This window comes from Streptomyces sp. JW3, assembly GCF_052216785.1.
Taxonomy (GTDB): domain Bacteria; phylum Actinomycetota; class Actinomycetes; order Streptomycetales; family Streptomycetaceae; genus Streptomyces.
The window spans coordinates 28,874-44,913 of the sequence record NZ_JBQOUX010000021.1; the positions used below are offsets into that span (position 1 = coordinate 28,874).

General features: G+C 72.4%; 15 protein-coding genes. 4 read left to right on the forward strand and 11 right to left on the reverse strand.

Annotation, left to right across the window (positions count from 1 at the left end):
* Window positions 1-16: 16 nt before the first annotated feature.
* Genes ACTT8P_RS11825 through trhA form a run of 3 tightly spaced genes read right to left on the reverse strand, consistent with a single transcriptional unit; the run spans window position 17 to window position 2,131 of the window.
* Entirely contained in the window at window positions 17-733 is a 717-nt protein-coding gene (locus tag ACTT8P_RS11825; protein WP_442831540.1) for a Mut7-C RNAse domain-containing protein, read from the reverse strand.
* Window positions 734-745: 12 nt separating this feature from the next.
* Window positions 746-1,387 (reverse strand): TetR/AcrR family transcriptional regulator, encoded by a 642-nt coding sequence (locus tag ACTT8P_RS11830; RefSeq protein WP_442831541.1) that lies wholly within the window; start codon window positions 1,385-1,387, stop codon window positions 746-748.
* 39 nt (window positions 1,388-1,426) lie between these two features.
* A complete protein-coding gene (gene trhA / locus ACTT8P_RS11835) occupies window positions 1,427-2,131 on the reverse strand; it encodes a PAQR family membrane homeostasis protein TrhA (RefSeq protein ID WP_442831542.1) in 705 nt (234 codons plus the stop codon).
* 337 nt (window positions 2,132-2,468) lie between these two features.
* Between trhA and ACTT8P_RS11840 the strand changes: the two genes are divergently transcribed.
* The gene (locus ACTT8P_RS11840; RefSeq protein WP_442831543.1) at window positions 2,469-4,289 is read left to right on the forward strand and encodes a phosphoenolpyruvate carboxykinase (GTP); all 1,821 of its coding nucleotides are present in this window, start codon (window positions 2,469-2,471) and stop codon (window positions 4,287-4,289) included.
* A 182-nt stretch (window positions 4,290-4,471) separates the two neighbouring features.
* Here ACTT8P_RS11840 and ACTT8P_RS11845 read toward each other — a convergent pair whose 3' ends face one another.
* The 8 genes from ACTT8P_RS11845 to ACTT8P_RS11880 all read right to left on the reverse strand — a co-directional run bounded on the left by ACTT8P_RS11845 (window position 4,472) and on the right by ACTT8P_RS11880 (window position 13,698).
* Entirely contained in the window at window positions 4,472-5,065 is a 594-nt protein-coding gene (locus tag ACTT8P_RS11845) for a hypothetical protein (protein WP_442831544.1), read from the reverse strand.
* Window positions 5,052-6,617 carry a substrate-binding and vWA domain-containing protein gene (locus ACTT8P_RS11850; RefSeq protein WP_442831545.1) on the reverse strand — a complete coding sequence of 522 codons (1,566 nt, stop codon included), beginning with the start codon at window positions 6,615-6,617 and terminating at the stop codon, window positions 5,052-5,054. Before ACTT8P_RS11850 ends, ACTT8P_RS11845 begins: the two co-directional genes overlap by 14 nt.
* A complete protein-coding gene (locus ACTT8P_RS11855) occupies window positions 6,614-7,789 on the reverse strand; it encodes a toxic anion resistance protein (protein ID WP_442831546.1) in 1,176 nt (391 codons plus the stop codon). Before ACTT8P_RS11855 ends, ACTT8P_RS11850 begins: the two co-directional genes overlap by 4 nt.
* A gap of 14 nt (window positions 7,790-7,803) precedes the next feature.
* Window positions 7,804-8,880 (reverse strand): substrate-binding domain-containing protein, encoded by a 1,077-nt coding sequence (locus ACTT8P_RS11860; protein ID WP_442831547.1) that lies wholly within the window; start codon window positions 8,878-8,880, stop codon window positions 7,804-7,806.
* 102 nt (window positions 8,881-8,982) lie between these two features.
* A complete protein-coding gene (locus ACTT8P_RS11865) occupies window positions 8,983-9,405 on the reverse strand; it encodes an SCO4983 family protein (RefSeq protein WP_442831548.1) in 423 nt (140 codons plus the stop codon).
* Window positions 9,406-9,483: 78 nt separating this feature from the next.
* Window positions 9,484-10,695 carry a pyridoxal phosphate-dependent aminotransferase gene (locus tag ACTT8P_RS11870; RefSeq protein ID WP_442831549.1) on the reverse strand — a complete coding sequence of 404 codons (1,212 nt, stop codon included), beginning with the start codon at window positions 10,693-10,695 and terminating at the stop codon, window positions 9,484-9,486.
* Window positions 10,696-10,791: 96 nt separating this feature from the next.
* Window positions 10,792-12,402 (reverse strand): N-acyl-D-amino-acid deacylase family protein, encoded by a 1,611-nt coding sequence (locus tag ACTT8P_RS11875; RefSeq protein WP_442831550.1) that lies wholly within the window; start codon window positions 12,400-12,402, stop codon window positions 10,792-10,794.
* 9 nt (window positions 12,403-12,411) lie between these two features.
* Window positions 12,412-13,698, reverse strand: coding sequence for an alanine racemase (locus ACTT8P_RS11880; RefSeq protein ID WP_442831551.1), 1,287 nt, complete (start codon window positions 13,696-13,698; stop codon window positions 12,412-12,414).
* 111 nt (window positions 13,699-13,809) lie between these two features.
* On the opposite strand from ACTT8P_RS11880, the gene ACTT8P_RS11885 reads away from it, so the two are divergent.
* Genes ACTT8P_RS11885 through ACTT8P_RS11895 form a run of 3 tightly spaced genes read left to right on the forward strand, consistent with a single transcriptional unit; the run spans window position 13,810 to window position 15,994 of the window.
* The gene (locus ACTT8P_RS11885) at window positions 13,810-14,826 is read left to right on the forward strand and encodes a sugar kinase (protein WP_442831552.1); all 1,017 of its coding nucleotides are present in this window, start codon (window positions 13,810-13,812) and stop codon (window positions 14,824-14,826) included.
* Window positions 14,823-15,587, forward strand: a complete 765-nt coding sequence (locus ACTT8P_RS11890; RefSeq protein ID WP_442831553.1) for an IclR family transcriptional regulator — start codon at window positions 14,823-14,825, stop codon at window positions 15,585-15,587. The genes ACTT8P_RS11885 and ACTT8P_RS11890 overlap by 4 nt, the downstream gene beginning before the upstream one ends.
* Window positions 15,584-15,994: a RidA family protein gene (locus ACTT8P_RS11895; RefSeq protein ID WP_442831554.1), complete on the forward strand. Its 411-nt coding sequence runs from the start codon at window positions 15,584-15,586 to the stop codon at window positions 15,992-15,994. Before ACTT8P_RS11890 ends, ACTT8P_RS11895 begins: the two co-directional genes overlap by 4 nt.
* Window positions 15,995-16,040: the final 46 nt, after the last annotated feature.

The following is a 16,040-nucleotide window of genomic DNA, read 5'->3' on the forward strand; positions in this document are numbered from 1 at the left end:
ACACAGCCCCGCGCCCCTAACGGGGCACGTATGTGCTGACGATCGCTTCCAGTTGCCCGTGGTGCGCTCCCCGCCAGTAGGCCCGGCCGCATGACTCGCACCGGGCGAACACGTCGTACGACCGCTGCGTGCCGCTTTCCAACTGGTCCGCCACCTCCTCCTTCGTCGCCTCGCGGAGCGGGCCGTTGCAGGCCGTGCAGCGGGTCCAGGGGTGCAGGGCGGGGGCGAAGCGGTTCAGGATGTCGGTGAGCTGGTCGTCGGGGCGGGTGCTGTAGACGAAGGCGCCGGCCCACAGTTCGCGGCGGCGCAGCAGGCCCCGGTCGCGGCTGAGCAGTACCCGGCGTTCGGCGGCGGAGCGGGCGGCCAGCGCCGGGTCGCCGATGTCGGTCGACTCGTAGGCGGCGTCCACGCCGAGCAGGCGCAGCCGGCGGGCCAGGGTGCCGAGGTGGACGTCGAGGAGGAAGCGCAGCGGGGCGCCCGGCACCCGCTGCGGGCGGTCCACGGGGCGGACGGTGACCGACTCGCCGGGCGCCGGGACGTGGCCGGGCGGCACCGGGCGGCCGTCGACGAGCAGGGTGCCGACCTCGGTCAGCGGGACGCCGAGGGACTCCACGACGTGGCCGAGGGTGGAGACGCCGTCGGTGGCGGCCGGGGTGGAACCGGTGGGCCGTGCCCGGGGGACGAAGAGGAGCAGCTCGGGGGCGAACTCGACGTGGATCTCGGGACCGTTCACCCGTTCAGGATGTCATGATCGCCGGGTCTCGGGCAGGTCGCGGAAGACGGCGAGGGCGCGGTCGGTCAGCAGCGTCAGGTCGTCCCGGCAGCCCTGCTCGACCCAGTGGACCACCGTCTCCAGCAGGGCTCCCATCAGGCCCATCGCGTAGACCCGGACCTCCAGGTCGCTCTCGCCCTGGCCGGTGCGGCCGGCCAGGGCGCGGCACATCAGGCGGCCGGTGACGGACATGCTCTCCATCAGCCGGGCCCGGACGGCCGGGACCTCGGCCACCAGGCGGACCCGGAGCAGCATGTCGTCCCGGCCGAAGTGCGGGTTCTCGCCGAGGGTGAGGGCGGTCGCGCGGTGCAGGGCCCGGCGCAGCGCCTGCGGGAGCGGTTCGTCGGCCGGGCGGTGCTCCAGCAGTTCCTCCACCAGGGGCTCGTACTCGTCCCACAGGACGATGTCCTCCTTGGTGGGGAAGTAGCGCAGCACGGTGCTCGGCGAGACCTCGGCCCGCTCGGCGATCCGCTCGACGCCGGTGGCGTCGTAGCCCCGTTCGCGGATCAGGGCGTACGTCGCCGCCCTGATCGCGAGCCGGGTCTTGAGCTTCTTCCGCTCCCGCAGGCCCGGCGGGCGGGCCGGTGCGGAGGCGGGGGTGTGCGCCGGGGGCATGCCTTCCCTTGTCGGTCCCTTGTCGGTCCAGGTACAGGTCTAGTAGGCGACCAGCGAGATCCCCACGTAGTGCGCGATGAACGCGGCCAGCGTGAAGGAGTGGAAGACCTCGTGGAAGCCGAACCAGCGCGGTGACGGGTTCGGCCGCTTGATGCCGTAGACCACGCCGCCGACGCTGTAGAGCACCCCGCCCACGATCACCAGGACCAGGACCGCGATGCCGCCGGCCCGCATGAAGTCGGGCAGGTAGAAGACGGCCGCCCAGCCCATGGCCAGGTAGCAGGGGGTGTAGAGCCAGCGCGGGGCGCCGACCCAGAAGACCCGGAAGGCGATGCCGGCCGCCGCGGCGGCCCAGATGCCCCACAGCAGCCACCGGCCCTGGGACGCCGGGAGCAGCAGCATGGTCAGCGGGGTGTAGGTGCCCGCGATGATCAGGAAGATGTTGGCGTGGTCCAGGCGGCGCAGCACGCCGTCCATCCGCGGGCTCCAGTCGCCCCGGTGGTACAGGGCGCTGACGCCGAACAGCAGGCAGGCGGTCAGGACGTAGACCCCGCAGGCGACGCGTGCTCTGGTCGAGTCGGCGAGTGCGGTGAGCGCGAGGCCCGCGACGAGCACGGCCGGGAACATTCCGAGATGCAGCCAGCCGCGGAGCTTGGGCTTGACCGGATGCGGCAGGGAGAGCGCGACGGGACCGCGGCCGGCGGCCGGGGAATCCGTGTGCGCATCGGAGGCGGACGCAGTCATACGCCGAAGAGTACCTACGGAACCGTAAGTTACGCGTCAGTACAGCCGTACGAATTCGGTCGCGCATTCCATGATCTCACGGGTGTCGAGTAAAAGAAGTGCCAGGTGAACTCCACGTATACGCAAAAAAAACCGGGACCCGCGCGGAGATTCGCCAAGGTGCGTGGCGTTCCTCACGCCGCTCAGGTGTGCGCCCCTCTGGACAGATGGGCGAGGGCGTCGGATGATCAAATGAGTGCGGTCGGCACCGGATGAGCGCCCGAGTGATCCTGGGCAGGCGTCCGGGTCGCAGCCCCCACGGGGCCTCCAACACCACATCCCTCAGTTAGGAGCAATCGTGGCGCGCGACATCGCGGCTTCCCCCGTCCCCACCCAGCACCAGGAGCTGATCTCGTGGGTGACCGAGATCGCCGAACTGACGCAGCCGGACAACGTGGTCTGGTGTGACGGATCCGAGGCCGAGTACGAGCGGCTGTGCGAGGAGCTCGTCGCCAAGGGCACCTTCCGCAAACTCGACCCGATCAAGCGCCCCAACTCCTACTACGCGGCCTCCGACCCCAGCGACGTCGCCCGCGTCGAGGACCGCACCTTCATCTGCTCCGCCAAGGAGGAGGACGCCGGTCCCACCAACCACTGGAAAGACCCCGCCGAGATGCGGGAGACCTTCAGCGGGGCGAACGGCCTGTTCCGCGGCTCGATGCGCGGCCGGACCATGTACGTCGTCCCGTTCTGCATGGGGCCGCTGGGCTCCCCGCTGTCCGCGATCGGCGTCGAGATCACCGACTCGGCGTACGTCGCCGTCTCGATGCGCACGATGACCCGCATGGGACAGCCGGTCCTCGACGAACTGGGCGAGCGCGGCTTCTTCGTCAAGGCCGTGCACTCGCTGGGCGCCCCGCTCGGCGAAGGACAGCAGGACGTGCCCTGGCCGTGCAACAGCACCAAGTACATCTCGCACTTCCCCGAGGACCGCGAGATCTGGTCCTACGGCTCCGGCTACGGCGGCAACGCGCTGCTCGGCAAGAAGTGCTACGCGCTGCGCATCGCCTCCGTCATGGCCCGCGACGAGGGCTGGCTCGCCGAGCACATGCTGATCCTGAAGCTGACCCCGCCGCGCGGTGAGTCCAAGTACGTGGCCGCCGCCTTCCCGTCCGCCTGCGGCAAGACCAACCTCGCCATGCTGGAGCCGACCATCCCCGGCTGGACGGTGGAGACCATCGGCGACGACATCGCCTGGATGCGGTTCGGCGAGGACGGCCGGCTCTACGCGATCAACCCGGAGGCCGGCTTCTTCGGCGTCGCGCCCGGCACCGGCGAGCACACCAACGCCAACGCGATGAAGACGCTGTGGGGCAACTCGGTCTTCACCAACGTCGCCCTCACCGACGACAATGACGTGTGGTGGGAGGGGATGACCGAGGAGACCCCGGCGCACCTCACGGACTGGAAGGGCAACGACTGGACGCCCGCCTCGCAGACCCCGGCCGCGCACCCCAACGCCCGCTTCACCACCCCCGCCGCGCAGTGCCCGATCATCGCGCCGGAGTGGGAGGACCCGGGAGGCGTGCCGATCTCCGCGATCCTGTTCGGCGGGCGCCGCGCCACCGCCGTACCGCTGGTCACCGAGTCCTTCGACTGGAACCACGGCGTCTTCCTCGGCGCCAACGTGGCGTCCGAGAAGACCGCCGCCGCCGAGGGCAAGGTCGGTGAGCTGCGCCGCGACCCGTTCGCCATGCTGCCGTTCTGCGGCTACAACATGGGCGACTACATGGGTCACTGGATCGACGTCGCCAGGGACAAGGACCAGGCCAAGCTGCCGAAGATCTACTACGTCAACTGGTTCCGCAAGGACGACGACGGCCGGTTCGTGTGGCCCGGCTTCGGGGAGAACGGCCGCGTCCTGAAGTGGATCGTGGAACGGCTTGAGGGCAAGGCGGCGGGCGTCGAGACGCCGATCGGCGTGCTGCCGGCCAAGGGCGCGCTGGACACCGACGGCCTGGACCTGTCCGAGGCCGACCTGGACTTCCTGCTCAGCGTCGACAAGGAGGTCTGGCGCGAGGAGGCGGCCCTGGTCCCCGAGCACCTGAACACCTTCGGCGACCACACCCCGAAGGAGCTGTGGGACCAGTACCGGGCGCTGGTGGAGCGCCTGGGCTGAGCTCCCGTCCACAAGAACTCCGCGGCCGGTCCGGCAAGCCCTGACCAGCGTTGTCGTCACGAAGGCCGGCCGTTGAGGGGGATCCGCCCCGCTCCAGTAGCTCGATGTCCCGGAGCATCGGGGCGGACCTCGTCCGGGCCGGGTCCCCGCACAACGGCGTGCGACGGACCCGGCCCAAACTGTCAGTTGGAGCGGTCCTCCAGATACCGGGTGTGCGACTCCTGGCGCCGCTCCTCGGTCTCCCGCAGCCGCGCCGCCAGCGCCGCCGCCTCCTCGTGCAGCAGACCGAGCTGGCGTTCCAGGTGCCGTTCCGGCGGCTCGCCGCCCGGCGTCATCCGGCTCCACCAGCGGGTGCGCACATACGCGTCGACGGATTCGGGGACGTCCTGCCGTACCGCCCGGGTCAGCGTGTGCACGCCCTCCGGGTCCTCGGCCAGCACCTCGGTGGCCCAGCCCGGCGTCAGCAGCCCGCCCAGCAGGTCCATCAGCTCGGTGAGACGCCCGGCGGCGGCCGGCGGCAGGTCGACGTCGGCGAGGTAGGCGTGCAGCCGTTCCAGGTCGGCGCGGATCTCGTCGAGCCGGGCCGACGGGTCGGGGAAGGCGGGCGGGGCGGGCCGCTCCGGCGGGGCGATCAGCGCGCCCGCGCCGTACAGACCGGCGACCACCACCGGCCAGTACGGACCGGCCACCCCGGTGAAGGTCAGCACCAGCCCGGCCAGCCCGCAGACGCTGCCCGCGATGTTCTTCCGGGACTCCAGGTACTCATTGATAGCCACGGATCTCCTCGAAGGCGCCGTCCAGCGAGCCCCGCTGGGCGTCGAACAGCCGGCCGCCGGTCAGCTCGGCGATGTGCGCCAGCTCCGCCCGGTCGGAGTCGCCGAACAGGATGGGGAAGACGGGGATCTGCTGCCGGTCGCGGCTCAGCGCGCGGTAGAAGCCGTCGAAGTCGGCCGCGTCGGCGCCGGTGGTGTTCTCGCCGTCCGTCATCAGCACGATCGACGTGAACGTGTCCGTGCCGGTGCCCAGATGGTCGTACGCCTTCTCCAGCGAGGTGTAGACGGCGGTGTCGCCCGACGCGGTGAGCGCGTCGGTGTCGGCGCGGATCGCCGTCAGGCCGCGCTGCGGATCGGACGGGTCGACCACATGGCGGCGCACGCTCTTCACCGCGGAGCCGAACGGCATCAGCGTGACCTCCTCGCGTTCCCGGAAGTCGCCGGTCAGACCGGTCAGCGCGGTCTTCAGGCGGTCCAGCCGGTCGCCCTTCATGGAGCCGGAGGTGTCCAGCACGTACACCGTGCGCGAGGGGCGGCGCAGTTCGTTCTCGTAGGAGTCGAGCAGGCCGTCGGCGACCGAGCGGGTGCCGGGGAAGGGGAGTTCGCGGCGGCGTTCGGGGTCGAGGCCAACGGCGGGGGCCACGGAGGGGACCACCGGGCGGCGCAGGGTGGTCTCGGTGATCTGCCGCTGGCGCGCGGGGGTGCGCAGCGCGGCGGCCACCTCGCGGACGTCCTCGCGGGTCGCGGCGGAGGTGGCGGTGAGCGAGGAGAGCGGGTAGTCGGCGGTGACCACGCCGTCCCGGGGGCGGATCACGGTGAGACCGTCGATGCCCTTGAGGACGGACTCGTAGTTGAGCAGCGCGTCCACGGTGCCGCGCCGCTCGTAGGCAGCCGCCAGCCAGGCCGAGGAGCCCGAGGTCAGCTGCTGCCCCTGGAAGAACTCCGTCAGCCGGGGCCGGGCCTTCGCCACGTCCGCGTCGGTCAGCGCCGCCTCGGCACCGGAGAGCGCCGAGGCCACCGAGACGAGGGTGGCGAAACCGGAGTTGGAGCGGGCCGGGTCGGTCATGCCGTATGTCAGCTGCCCGGCCGCGACGGCCTCCTCGACCTGGGACCAGGTGACGTCGTTCGGCTGCCACCCGAGCTTCTTCACGGTGGCGGTCCGTACGCCGATGGCGACCGGGCTGGTCATCACCGGCGTCTCGGACACGACCCGCTTCGCGGCCTCCGGGCGCAGCCGCAGATAGTCGTTGGACGACAGCCACACCGCGTCGTACTGCCCGTCCGTCTTCCCCTTGGCCAGCATGTCGACGGCGTCCAGGGTGCCCATCGCGGTCAGCCGGACGGTGACGCCGGTGTCCTTCCTGACCTGCTCCAGGACCGGTGCCAGGTCGGTCAGCTCGCTGGAGGCGAGGACGCGCAGGGTGCCGGGTGCGGCGGGGCCGGGGACGCCGGGGGTGGAGATGCCGGCCGGCGGGCCGTCGTCGTCGGCGGGGGTGCAGGCGGTCAGCAGGGCGAGGGCGGCCGTCAGGCCGAGGGCGAGGAGGCGGGGTCTCATGCCGGGCCGCCTTCCAGGACGCCCTTGGAGCGGCTGCGCTCCAGGTAGGTGCTCGCCTGCTGAAGCTCGGCGGTCAGCGACTCGACCGTGCTGGCCATCGCCTCGGTGGCCCGCACCTTGTAGCTGTCGATGGTGTCCAGGGTGCGGTAGATCTGCTGGAACGCCTGGCGCAGGGTGTCCGCGCCGACCGCCGGGTCGGCGGCGATCCGCTGGATCTCGCCGCTCTGCGTGGCGAGCATCTCCGCGTTGCCCCGGATCAGGTCCTCGGTCGTCCCCCGCAACGCGTCGACCTGCTCGACGACCTTCTTCTGATGGTCGAGCGCGGAGGCCAGCATCACCGAGATGCGCAGTGCGGACACGGTGGTCGTGGCGGCCCGGTCGACGCCCTTGATCAGCTCCTCGTTGTTGCGGCGTACGACGTCCATGGCGAGGTAGCCCTGCGCGCACACCGCGAGCTGGGTCAGCAGGTCCTGGTGCTTCTGCCGGATGGGGAAGAGTACGTCGGCGCGGAGCGCGTCGGCCTGCTGGGGGTCGCCGACGCCGGCGATGTGCTCCTCGACGGCGGTGTCCAGCGCCTCGGTCAGCACCACGTACTCCTGGAGCTTGCCCATCGTCTCCCACAGCCGGACCCGCTCCGTCTGCAACGCGGCGTTGTCACGGCGCAGTTCGTCCTGCCCGCCGCGCAGCGCGCCCACGATCGCGTTGAGCGTGCCCTGCGCGGAGGCGTACTTGGCGAGGTGGTCGCGCAGTTTGCTGCCACCGGGCAGCCGGGACAGGAACCGGCGGGCCTTGGCGGCCGGCAGGTCGCGCGGGTCGAGGTCCTCGACCACCCGGCGCAGCTCCACCAGCGAGCCGGCCACCTGGGCCTGGGCGTCGCCGCCCTTGCCGGGCAGGCTGCGCACGGTGCGCTCCAGCATCCGGTTGGACTGCGCGGCGGCGGCCCGCAGCTCGCCGGCGCCCAGTGCGGTGACCTCGCCGACCTGGCCGGCGAACTCCGGGGAGCGGGCGTCCAGCGCCGCCAGCGACCGCGCGAAGGCGGCGGCCCTGCGGGCCGTCTCGGCGCGGACTTCCGCGTCCACCGGGACGAGTCCGCCGGCCTTCTCCCGGGGCACGGCGGCCACCGGCTCGGGCGGGGTGAGCGTGAAGGTCGTGTCCGTGTCCTGGTCGGTCATGTCCGGGTCCCCCGTCATCCACGGGCCCGGCGGGCGATCTCGCGCAGCACCTTCGAGGTGGGCACGGGCGCCTGCCGGACGCCGGTCAGCTGTTGGTTGAGATACGCGGTGTGGTCCTGGGTGGCCCGGCCGAACTCGGCGGTCGCACCCTGCGGCCGGAACCCGTGCCGGACGGCGAGCGTGCGCAACTCCGGGTCCCCGGCCAGCAGTTCCCCCAGCTTCCGGCCGTCCTCGGTCAGCGGTACGACCGTGTGGTCGCTGGTCGTGGTGGTGTCCGGGTAGAGGACGGTGAGGTCGCCGACGTCCTGGTCCTCCTGGAGCAGGGCGGTGACCTGGGACTCGTAGACCAGCACCAGCGGGTTGCCGACGCCGCTGACGAAGTCCCGGAACGCGGCGTCCGAGCTGGACTGCTGGGCGCCCTGCACTTGCACCAGCTTGCGCATCAGCGGTGCGGTGCGGGCCACGTCGGCGGCCGAGGCGGCGACCTGGTTGCCGCCCGCGACATAGGAGGCGGCGGCCAGCCACAGGGCGCCGGAGTTGGAGGACTCCGGGTCGGTGGTGGAGACGTAGACCGTCCCGCTCAACTCCCCGTGTTCCTCCGCGCCCTTGAGCTGCTGCCAGGTGCGGTCCTCGGCGGCGGCGTCCAGGAAGGCGGCCGTCTTCAGGGTGCCGCCGTGGTCGCGGTCGAGGGTGGCCAGCCCGTTGTCCGCCAGTACGTCGGCGGCGGCCCGGTGGGCGACGACGACCAGCGGCGAGTAGAACGGCCGGGGCAGCGGCTCCCGGACGCCGTACCGCTTCGCGAGTTCGTCGGCGGGGGCCTGGCTGGAGGGGAAGGCGAGGTCGTAGCCCTTGAGGTCGAGCTGCTCCATCGCCCAGGACCCGGAGGTCTCGGTGGTCACGGCCCAGCCCTTGGCGGCGAGGGCCTCGACCACGGCGGGGTCGGCGAAGAACTCCGCCTTCTCCGACCCGATCACGGCACGCACGGTCTTCGTTGCCGGGCCGGCGTCCTCGGTTCCCCGGCCCGCGACGACGGCCACCACCACACCGCCGACCAGCAGGACCGCGAGGACTATCCCTGCGATTCGTCTCACACCGGGAAGCCTGCTCCCGGAACGGAACATTCCCCGTGTTCGATCATGAACGGGGGGTGTCGGATCGGCTCCGGGACTGCAACGCGGTCAGGGGCGCGGCCCCTACGGCGCCAGCGCGACCCCCCGCTCCGACGCCGCCGCGTGCAGATCCATCATCTCGGCGGACAGAATCGCCACCGCCGTGTCCGCCCGGGACGCGGCGACGACCAGCGCCCGCCCGGCCAGGGCATGCGCCCGTCGATGCAGGGCGCCCAACGGCGCACTCTCGGCGGCGTCGACGACCGGAACACGGGCCGGCACCTCGCCGCCCCGCAACCGCGCCACCTGCGCGGCGATCCGCTCCGCCGCCGTGTCCAGCTCGGCGCCGGGGGTGAGCGCCCGCAACTGGTCCGTCACGGCGAGCAGCGCGCCGAGATGGCCGGCGAGCTGGATGTCCAGCTCTTCCTCACGGGACCGATGGGGGAACTCCGGGGCGCGGCCGGCCGTCGTGCTGTGGACCGACTTGGTGCGGATCGGTTCGTACATGGACGGCCTCCTAGTGAATCAGGAAACCATCCTACATTGGATTGATTCTAAAGTTGAGCTGTTCCCCAATGAAGCAGGTCAGGGCTGGCCGTACCCGTCCAGGAAGCGGCCGATCCGGCCCACCGCGTCCCGCAGGTCCACCGCCGAGGGCAGCGTCACCACCCGGAAGTGGTCCGGTTCCGGCCAGTTGAAGCCGGTGCCCTGGACGACCATGATCTTCTCCTGCCGGAGCAGGTCCAGGACCATCTGCCGGTCGTCCTTGATCTTGAACACGTCGGGGTCGAGCCGGGGGAACAGATACAGCGCCCCCTTCGGCTTCACGCACGTCACCCCCGGGATCTGGGTCAGCAGCTCGTACGCCGTGTCGCGCTGCTCCCGCAGCCGGCCGCCCGGCAGCACCAGGTCCTTGATGGTCTGCCGCCCGCTGAGCGCCGCGACCACCCCGTGCTGGCCCGGCATGTTGGCGCACAGCCGCATGTTCGCCAGGATCGTCAGGCCCTCGATGTACGACTCGGCGTGCGCGCGCGGACCGGACACCGACATCCAGCCGACCCGGTAGCCGGCCACCCGGTACGCCTTCGACATGCCGTTGAAGGTGAGGGTGAGCAGGTCCGGGGCGACCGACGCGGTCGGCACGTGTACGGCGTCGTCGTAGAGGATCTTGTCGTAGATCTCGTCCGAGCAGACCAGCAGGTTGTGCCGGCGGGCGATGTCGGTCAGGCCGCGCAGCAGCGCCTCGTCGTAGACCGCGCCCGTCGGGTTGTTCGGGTTGATGATGACGATGGCCTTGGTGCGGTCGGTGACCTTGCGCTCGATGTCGGCGAGGTCCGGCATCCAGTCGGCCTGCTCGTCGCAGCGGTAGTGCACGGCGGTGCCGCCGGAGAGCGAGACGGCCGCCGTCCACAGCGGGTAGTCCGGCGCCGGGACGAGGACCTCGTCGCCGTCGTCGAGCAGCCCCTGCATCGCCATCACGATCAGCTCGGAGACGCCGTTGCCGATGAAGACGTGCTCGACGTCGGTCTCGATGCCGAGGGTCTGGTTGTGCATGACGACCGCCCGGCGCGCGGCCAGCAGCCCCTTGGCGTCGCCGTACCCGTGGGCCGTGGAGACGTTGCGGAGGATGTCCTCCAGGATCTCCGGCGGGCACTCGAACCCGAAGGCGGCCGGATTGCCGGTGTTCAGCTTCAGGATGCGGTGACCGGCCGCTTCCAGCCGCATCGCCTCCTCGAGCACCGGGCCCCGGATCTCGTAACAGACGTTGGCGAGCTTGGTCGACTGGATCACCTGCATGTCCGCGAGCTTACGGGCAGGTAACGGTCGCCGGGCCGTGTTTTCCGCCACGTGAGACGGGTGGTTTGCGAGGATTTTCCGTTCCCTGGCGCGTTCTCAGCGCGGCGCCCGCCGTACCGACCGCCCCGCCAGTACGTCCGTCCGCCGGCCGTCCTCGATCACGAACCGGCCGTCCACCAGCACGTGCGGGATGCCGGTCGGCAGCCGGCGCGGGTCGGCGAAGGTGGCGCCCGCCGCGACCGTGACCGGGTCGAAGAGGACCAGGTCGGCGCGGTAGCCCTCGCGGACCAGGCCCCGGTCGGGCAGCCGCAGCCGGGCCGCCGGACGCGAGGTGAGGTGGGCCACGCACTCCTCCAGCGACAGCACGCCCAGCTCGCGCACGTAGTGCCCGAGGTAGTGCGGGAAGGTGCCGTAGGCGCGCGGGTGCGGTTTCGCGCCGTGCAGGATGCCGTCCGAGCCGCCGGTGTGCACGCGGTGCCGCATGATCGCGCGGACGTTCTCCTCGTGGCCGACGTGCTGGAGGATGCTGGGCGCCAGCCGGTCCCGGCGCAGCAGCCGGCGGGCCACCGTCCACGGGGTCTCGCCGCGGGCCGTCGCCGTCTCCTGGACCGTGCGGCCCACATGGTCGGCGAGGGCCGGGTCGCCGACCCCGGAGATCTCGACGGTGTCCCACTCGACGGGCACCCCGTGGCAGCCGTCGGCGCCGGTCACCTCCAGGTCGTGCCGGATCCGCTCGGCGGTGCCGTCGTCGGCGAGGCGCTCGAGGATCTGCTCCGGGCCGCCCTCGCTCGCCCAGCTCGGCAGCAGCGCGGCCAGGGTGGTGGAGCCGGGGGTGTAGGGGTAGGTGTCCAGGGTGATGTCGGCGCCGGCGGCCAGCGCCTCGTCCAGGAGGGTCAGCAGCTCGGCGGCACGGCCCTTGTTGACGCCGAAGTTCATGGTGGCGTGGGCGAGGTGCAGGGAGCAGCCGGCCTCCCGGGCCAGGTCCACCATCTCCGCGTACGCCTGAAGCGCGCCCGCCCCGTACGAGCGGTGGTGCGGGCAGTAGTAGCCGCCGTACCGGGCCACCACCCGGCACAGTTCGGTCAGCTCGGCGTCCTTGGCGTACATGCCCGGCGTGTACGTCAGCCCGGACGACATGCCGACCGCGCCCTGCTCCATGCCCTCGGCGACCAGCCGCCGCATCCGGTCCAGCTCGGCGTCGGTCGCCGCCCGGTCGTCCCAGCCGACGGCGAGCGCGCGGACCGTGCCCTGGGGGATCAGGTAGGCGGCGTTGACGGCGACGCCCCGGTCCAGGCGGTCCAGGTACTCGCCGACCGAGCGCCAGTCGAGGTCGAGGTCGTCGCCGGGGCCGTTCCAGCCGGCGATGGCGCGGCGCACCTCGCCGAGGACGCGGTCGTCGACCGGCGCGTAGGACAGGCCGTCCTGGCCGAGCACCTCCAGGGTGACGCCCTGCGCGGCCTTCGCGCTGTGGTCGGGGTCGCGCAGCAGCGCGAGGTCGCTGTGCGCGTGCATGTCGACGAAGCCGGGGGAGAGGGTCAGTCCCTCGGCGTCCAGTTCGCGGCGGGCGGTGGGGCGCTGGCAGCCGGCCTGGGCCGCCTCCTTGACGATCGACACGATCCGGCCGCCGTCCACCACCACGTCCGCCCGGTAGGAGCTCGCGCCGGAGCCGTCGACGACGTCCGCGTCCCGGATGACCAGTTCCGCCACGGCCGCCTCCTAGAAGAACGTACGGATGTAGTCGACGACCGTACCGTCCGCCTCGGCGACCGGGATCAGCTGCCATTTGTCGAAGGACGTGCACGGATGGGACAGGCCCATGCCGACCCAGTCGCCGACCGCCAGGTCCGCGTCCGGGCCGGTGCGCAGCCAGGCGTGCTGGTCGGACAGGCCGGTCACGGTGACGCCGGTGGCCGGCCGCTCCGCGCCGCCGCGCCGGACCACCTGGGCGAAGGGCAGGTGCAGGTCGTGGGCCGCGTCCCGCTTGCCCGCGTTGGTGAACGCCTGCTCGGCGGCGGGGCGGGAGACTACCTGGCTCCACAGCCGGAACGCGGGCTCCAGGGCGCCTTCCCCGGGGACCCGGTTGAAGGGGGTCAGCTCGCGGTAGTGGCCGTCGTCGTGCGAGACGTACGCGCCCGAGCGCAGCAGCTTCAGGACCGGCCGGGAGAGCGCCGGGACCTCGGCGAACACGTCGGCCACCGCGTCGAACCAGGCGCTGCCGCCCGCGCTCAGCACGATCTCCGCCGCCTCGCCGAAGTGCCCCCGCCGGTCCAGGCCGGCGGCGAGCGCGACCAGCCGTCGCAGATAGGCCCGCACCCGCTCCGGGTCGGCGTCCGGCACCTCGCCCTCGTACCCGGCGACCCCGGCCAGCCGCAGCCCCGCGGCGGCCGTCACCGCGTCGGCGACCGCCGCGCACTCCGCCTCCGTGCGCGCCCCGGTCCGGGCGCCCGCGCCCGCCGCCAGCTCCACCACCACGTCCAGCGGCCGGACCGCCCCCGCGAGCGCCGCGGCCATCAGCTCCACGCCGGGCACGGAGTCGACGTAGGCGACGAGCCGGAAGTCCGGGTCGGCGTCCTGCTCGGCGGCGATCCAGCGCAGCGCGGCCGCGTCGACCAGCTCGTTGGCCAGGAAGATCCGCCGGACGCCGAAGGCGCGGGCCACCCGCACCTGGTGCGGGACGGCCAGCGTGATGCCCCAGGCGCCGTGTTCGAGCTGGCGGTGGAAGAGCTGCGGGGCCATCGAGGTCTTGCCGTGCGGCGCGAAGGCCAGGCCGTGCCGGGCCGAGTAGGTCTCCATGAGCGCGAGGTTGTGCGCCAGGCGCTCGGCGGACAGGGCCAGTACGGGGGTGGTGAAACCGCCGGTGAAGAGGTTGCGGCGCTGACCGGCCAGCTCGGCGACGGTCAGGCCGTACGCGTCCGGCGGCAGGCCCTTGAAACGGTGGTCGACATGCTCCTCGGCGAGCTTGGCGAGTTCGGCCAGGGCTTCGGTACCGGTGTCGAGGGCCATGCCAGCCTCCCTGTTCAGGTGCGTTGCGTACAATGCAACGACCATTGCGTATATCGCTCCCCGCTGTCTAACATCTCGACGAACCCGGGGTCAACGACAAGGAGTCTGCTCATGGACCTGGACGCCGTCGATGTCGTCGCACTCGGCGAGTCCATGGTCACGTTTCTGCCCTCGCGCCCCGGCCGGCTGGCCGACGTGCCCTCCTTCGACCGGGCCATCGGCGGCGCCGAGTCCAACGTCGCCTGCGCGCTGGCCGCCGCCGGGCACCGGGTCCGCTGGGTCGGCCGGGTCGGCGCGGACGGCTTCGGCGACCACCTGGTGGCGACGATCGGCGGCCACGGGGTCGACGTGAGCGCGGTGCGCCGCGATCCCGACCGCCCGACCGGCGTGTACTTCCGCACCGCCGGCGACCGGGCCACCGACGCGCACGAGGTGGCGTACTACCGGGCCGGCTCGGCCGCCTCCGCGATGTCGCCGCGGACGGTGGACCTGGCCGCGGTCCGCTCCGGGCGGGTCCTGCATCTGTCCGGGATCACGGCGGCGCTGTCCGCGGGCTGCCTGGAGCTGATGCGGGAGCTGACCGCCCGCCGCGCGGGGCGGCCGCTGGTCTCCTTCGACGTCAACTACCGGCCGGGGCTGTGGCGCGGCCGGGGGGACGGTCCCGAGGTGCTGCGGGAGCTGGCGCGGGGCGCGGACCTCGTGTTCGCCGGGGACGACGAGGCGTGGGACCTGGGCGGACCCGAGGCCGTCCGGGCCGCGCTGCCCGAACCCGACCTGCTGGTCGTCAAGCAGGGCGCCGCCGGTGCCACCGCCTTCCACGGCCCGCACGCCACCTTCGTCCCGGCTCCCCAGGTCGACGTCGTGGCCGCGGTCGGCGCCGGCGACGCCTTCGCCGCCGGGTTCCTCTCCGCCACCCTGCGCGGACTGCCGGTACGGGACCGGCTGCGGCACGGGCACCTCGCCGCCGCCGCGGCCCTCACCGTCCCCGGCGACCTCGCCGCACCCCCCGCCCGCGACCACGCCGACCGGCTGGTCGCCCTGGACGACGCGGAGTGGGGGAGACTGCGCCTTGGCCCCGGCTGGACACCGGACGTCCCGGGGGCCGCCGAGGAGGTACGCAGCCCATGAGCCAGACCGTCGACCGCGCGCTCAGCATCCTGCCGCTGCTCGCCGAGGGCCCCGCCGACCTGGGCCGGGTCGCCGACACCCTCGGCGTGCACAAGTCCACGGCCCTGCGCCTGCTGCGCACCCTGCACGAACACGGCTTCGTCTACCGCCAGTCCGACCAGCGCTACCGCCTCGGCGCCCGGCTCATCTCGCTGGCCCAGGAGGCGATGGAGAACCTGGACGTCCGCGAGATCGCCCACCCGCACCTGGTCCGCCTCAACGAGAGCTGCGGCCACACGGTGCACCTCGCCGTGCACGAGGAGGACGAGGTCCTCTACATCGACAAGGTGGAGAGCCGCTACCCGGTCCGGATGTACTCCCGGATCGGCAAGCCGGTCGCCCTCACCGTCGCCGCCGTCGCCAAACTGCTGCTCGCCGACCTCCCCGAGCCCGAGCGGCGGGCGCTCGCCGACTCGCTCGACTACCCCCTGTACACGGCCCGTTCGACGCCCAACTCCGCCGCCTTCCTGCGCGAGCTGGAGAAGGTGCGCGAACAGGGCTGGGCCACCGATCTCGGCGGCCACGAGGAGTCCATCAACTGCGTCGCCGCCCCCGTCAGGGACGCGGCCGGCCGGGTGGTCGCCGCGATGTCGGTCTCCGCGCCGAACGTCGTCGTCACCGCCGACGAACTCCTCACCCTGCTCCCGCTGGTGCGCCGTACGGCGGACGCGATCAGCGGCGAGTACTCCGGCCGGACCCCCGTCAAGGAAGTCAGCACATGACCGACAAGATCGCCCTCACCCCCTCCACCCACACCGTCCCCCCGGCGAAGTTCAGCCACGGAGTAAAGAGGGGCAACATCCTCCAGGTCGCCGGCCAGGTCGGCTTCCTCCCGCACGAGGAGGGCAAGGCCCCGACCCCGGCCGGCCCGACGCTGCGCGAGCAGACCCTCCAGACCCTCGCCAACGTCCAGGCGATCCTCGAGGAGGGCGGCGCGAGCTGGGACGACGCGATGATGATCCGCGTCTACCTCACCGACGTGGACCACTTCGCCGAGATGAACGCGATCTACAACGCGTACTTCGAGGAGCAGGGCCTCAGCCAGCCGCCGGCCGCCCGCACCACGGTCTACGTCGGCCTGCCCGCCGGGCTGCTGATCGAGATCGACGCGCTGGCCGTACTGGGCTGACGTTCCCCTCGTGTAACGATGCCGGGGGCGGCTGTGTGCGGCACAG

Excerpts from the sequence above, each read along its gene's own strand:
- ACTT8P_RS11830 (WP_442831541.1), bottom strand. The coding sequence starts at position 1,387 with ATGCCCCCGGCGCACACCCCCGCCTCCGCACCGGCCCGCCCGCCGGGC.
- trhA (WP_442831542.1), bottom strand. The coding sequence starts at position 2,131 with ATGACTGCGTCCGCCTCCGATGCGCACACGGATTCCCCGGCCGCCGGC.
- ACTT8P_RS11850 (WP_442831545.1), bottom strand. The coding sequence starts at position 6,617 with ATGAGACCCCGCCTCCTCGCCCTCGGCCTGACGGCCGCCCTCGCCCTG.
- ACTT8P_RS11855 (WP_442831546.1), bottom strand. The coding sequence starts at position 7,789 with ATGACCGACCAGGACACGGACACGACCTTCACGCTCACCCCGCCCGAG.
- ACTT8P_RS11865 (WP_442831548.1), bottom strand. The coding sequence starts at position 9,405 with ATGTACGAACCGATCCGCACCAAGTCGGTCCACAGCACGACGGCCGGC.
- ACTT8P_RS11870 (WP_442831549.1), bottom strand. The coding sequence starts at position 10,695 with ATGCAGGTGATCCAGTCGACCAAGCTCGCCAACGTCTGTTACGAGATC.
- ACTT8P_RS11880 (WP_442831551.1), bottom strand. The coding sequence starts at position 13,698 with ATGGCCCTCGACACCGGTACCGAAGCCCTGGCCGAACTCGCCAAGCTC.
- ACTT8P_RS11885 (WP_442831552.1), top strand. The coding sequence starts at position 13,810 with ATGGACCTGGACGCCGTCGATGTCGTCGCACTCGGCGAGTCCATGGTC.
- ACTT8P_RS11890 (WP_442831553.1), top strand. The coding sequence starts at position 14,823 with ATGAGCCAGACCGTCGACCGCGCGCTCAGCATCCTGCCGCTGCTCGCC.
- ACTT8P_RS11895 (WP_442831554.1), top strand. The coding sequence starts at position 15,584 with ATGACCGACAAGATCGCCCTCACCCCCTCCACCCACACCGTCCCCCCG.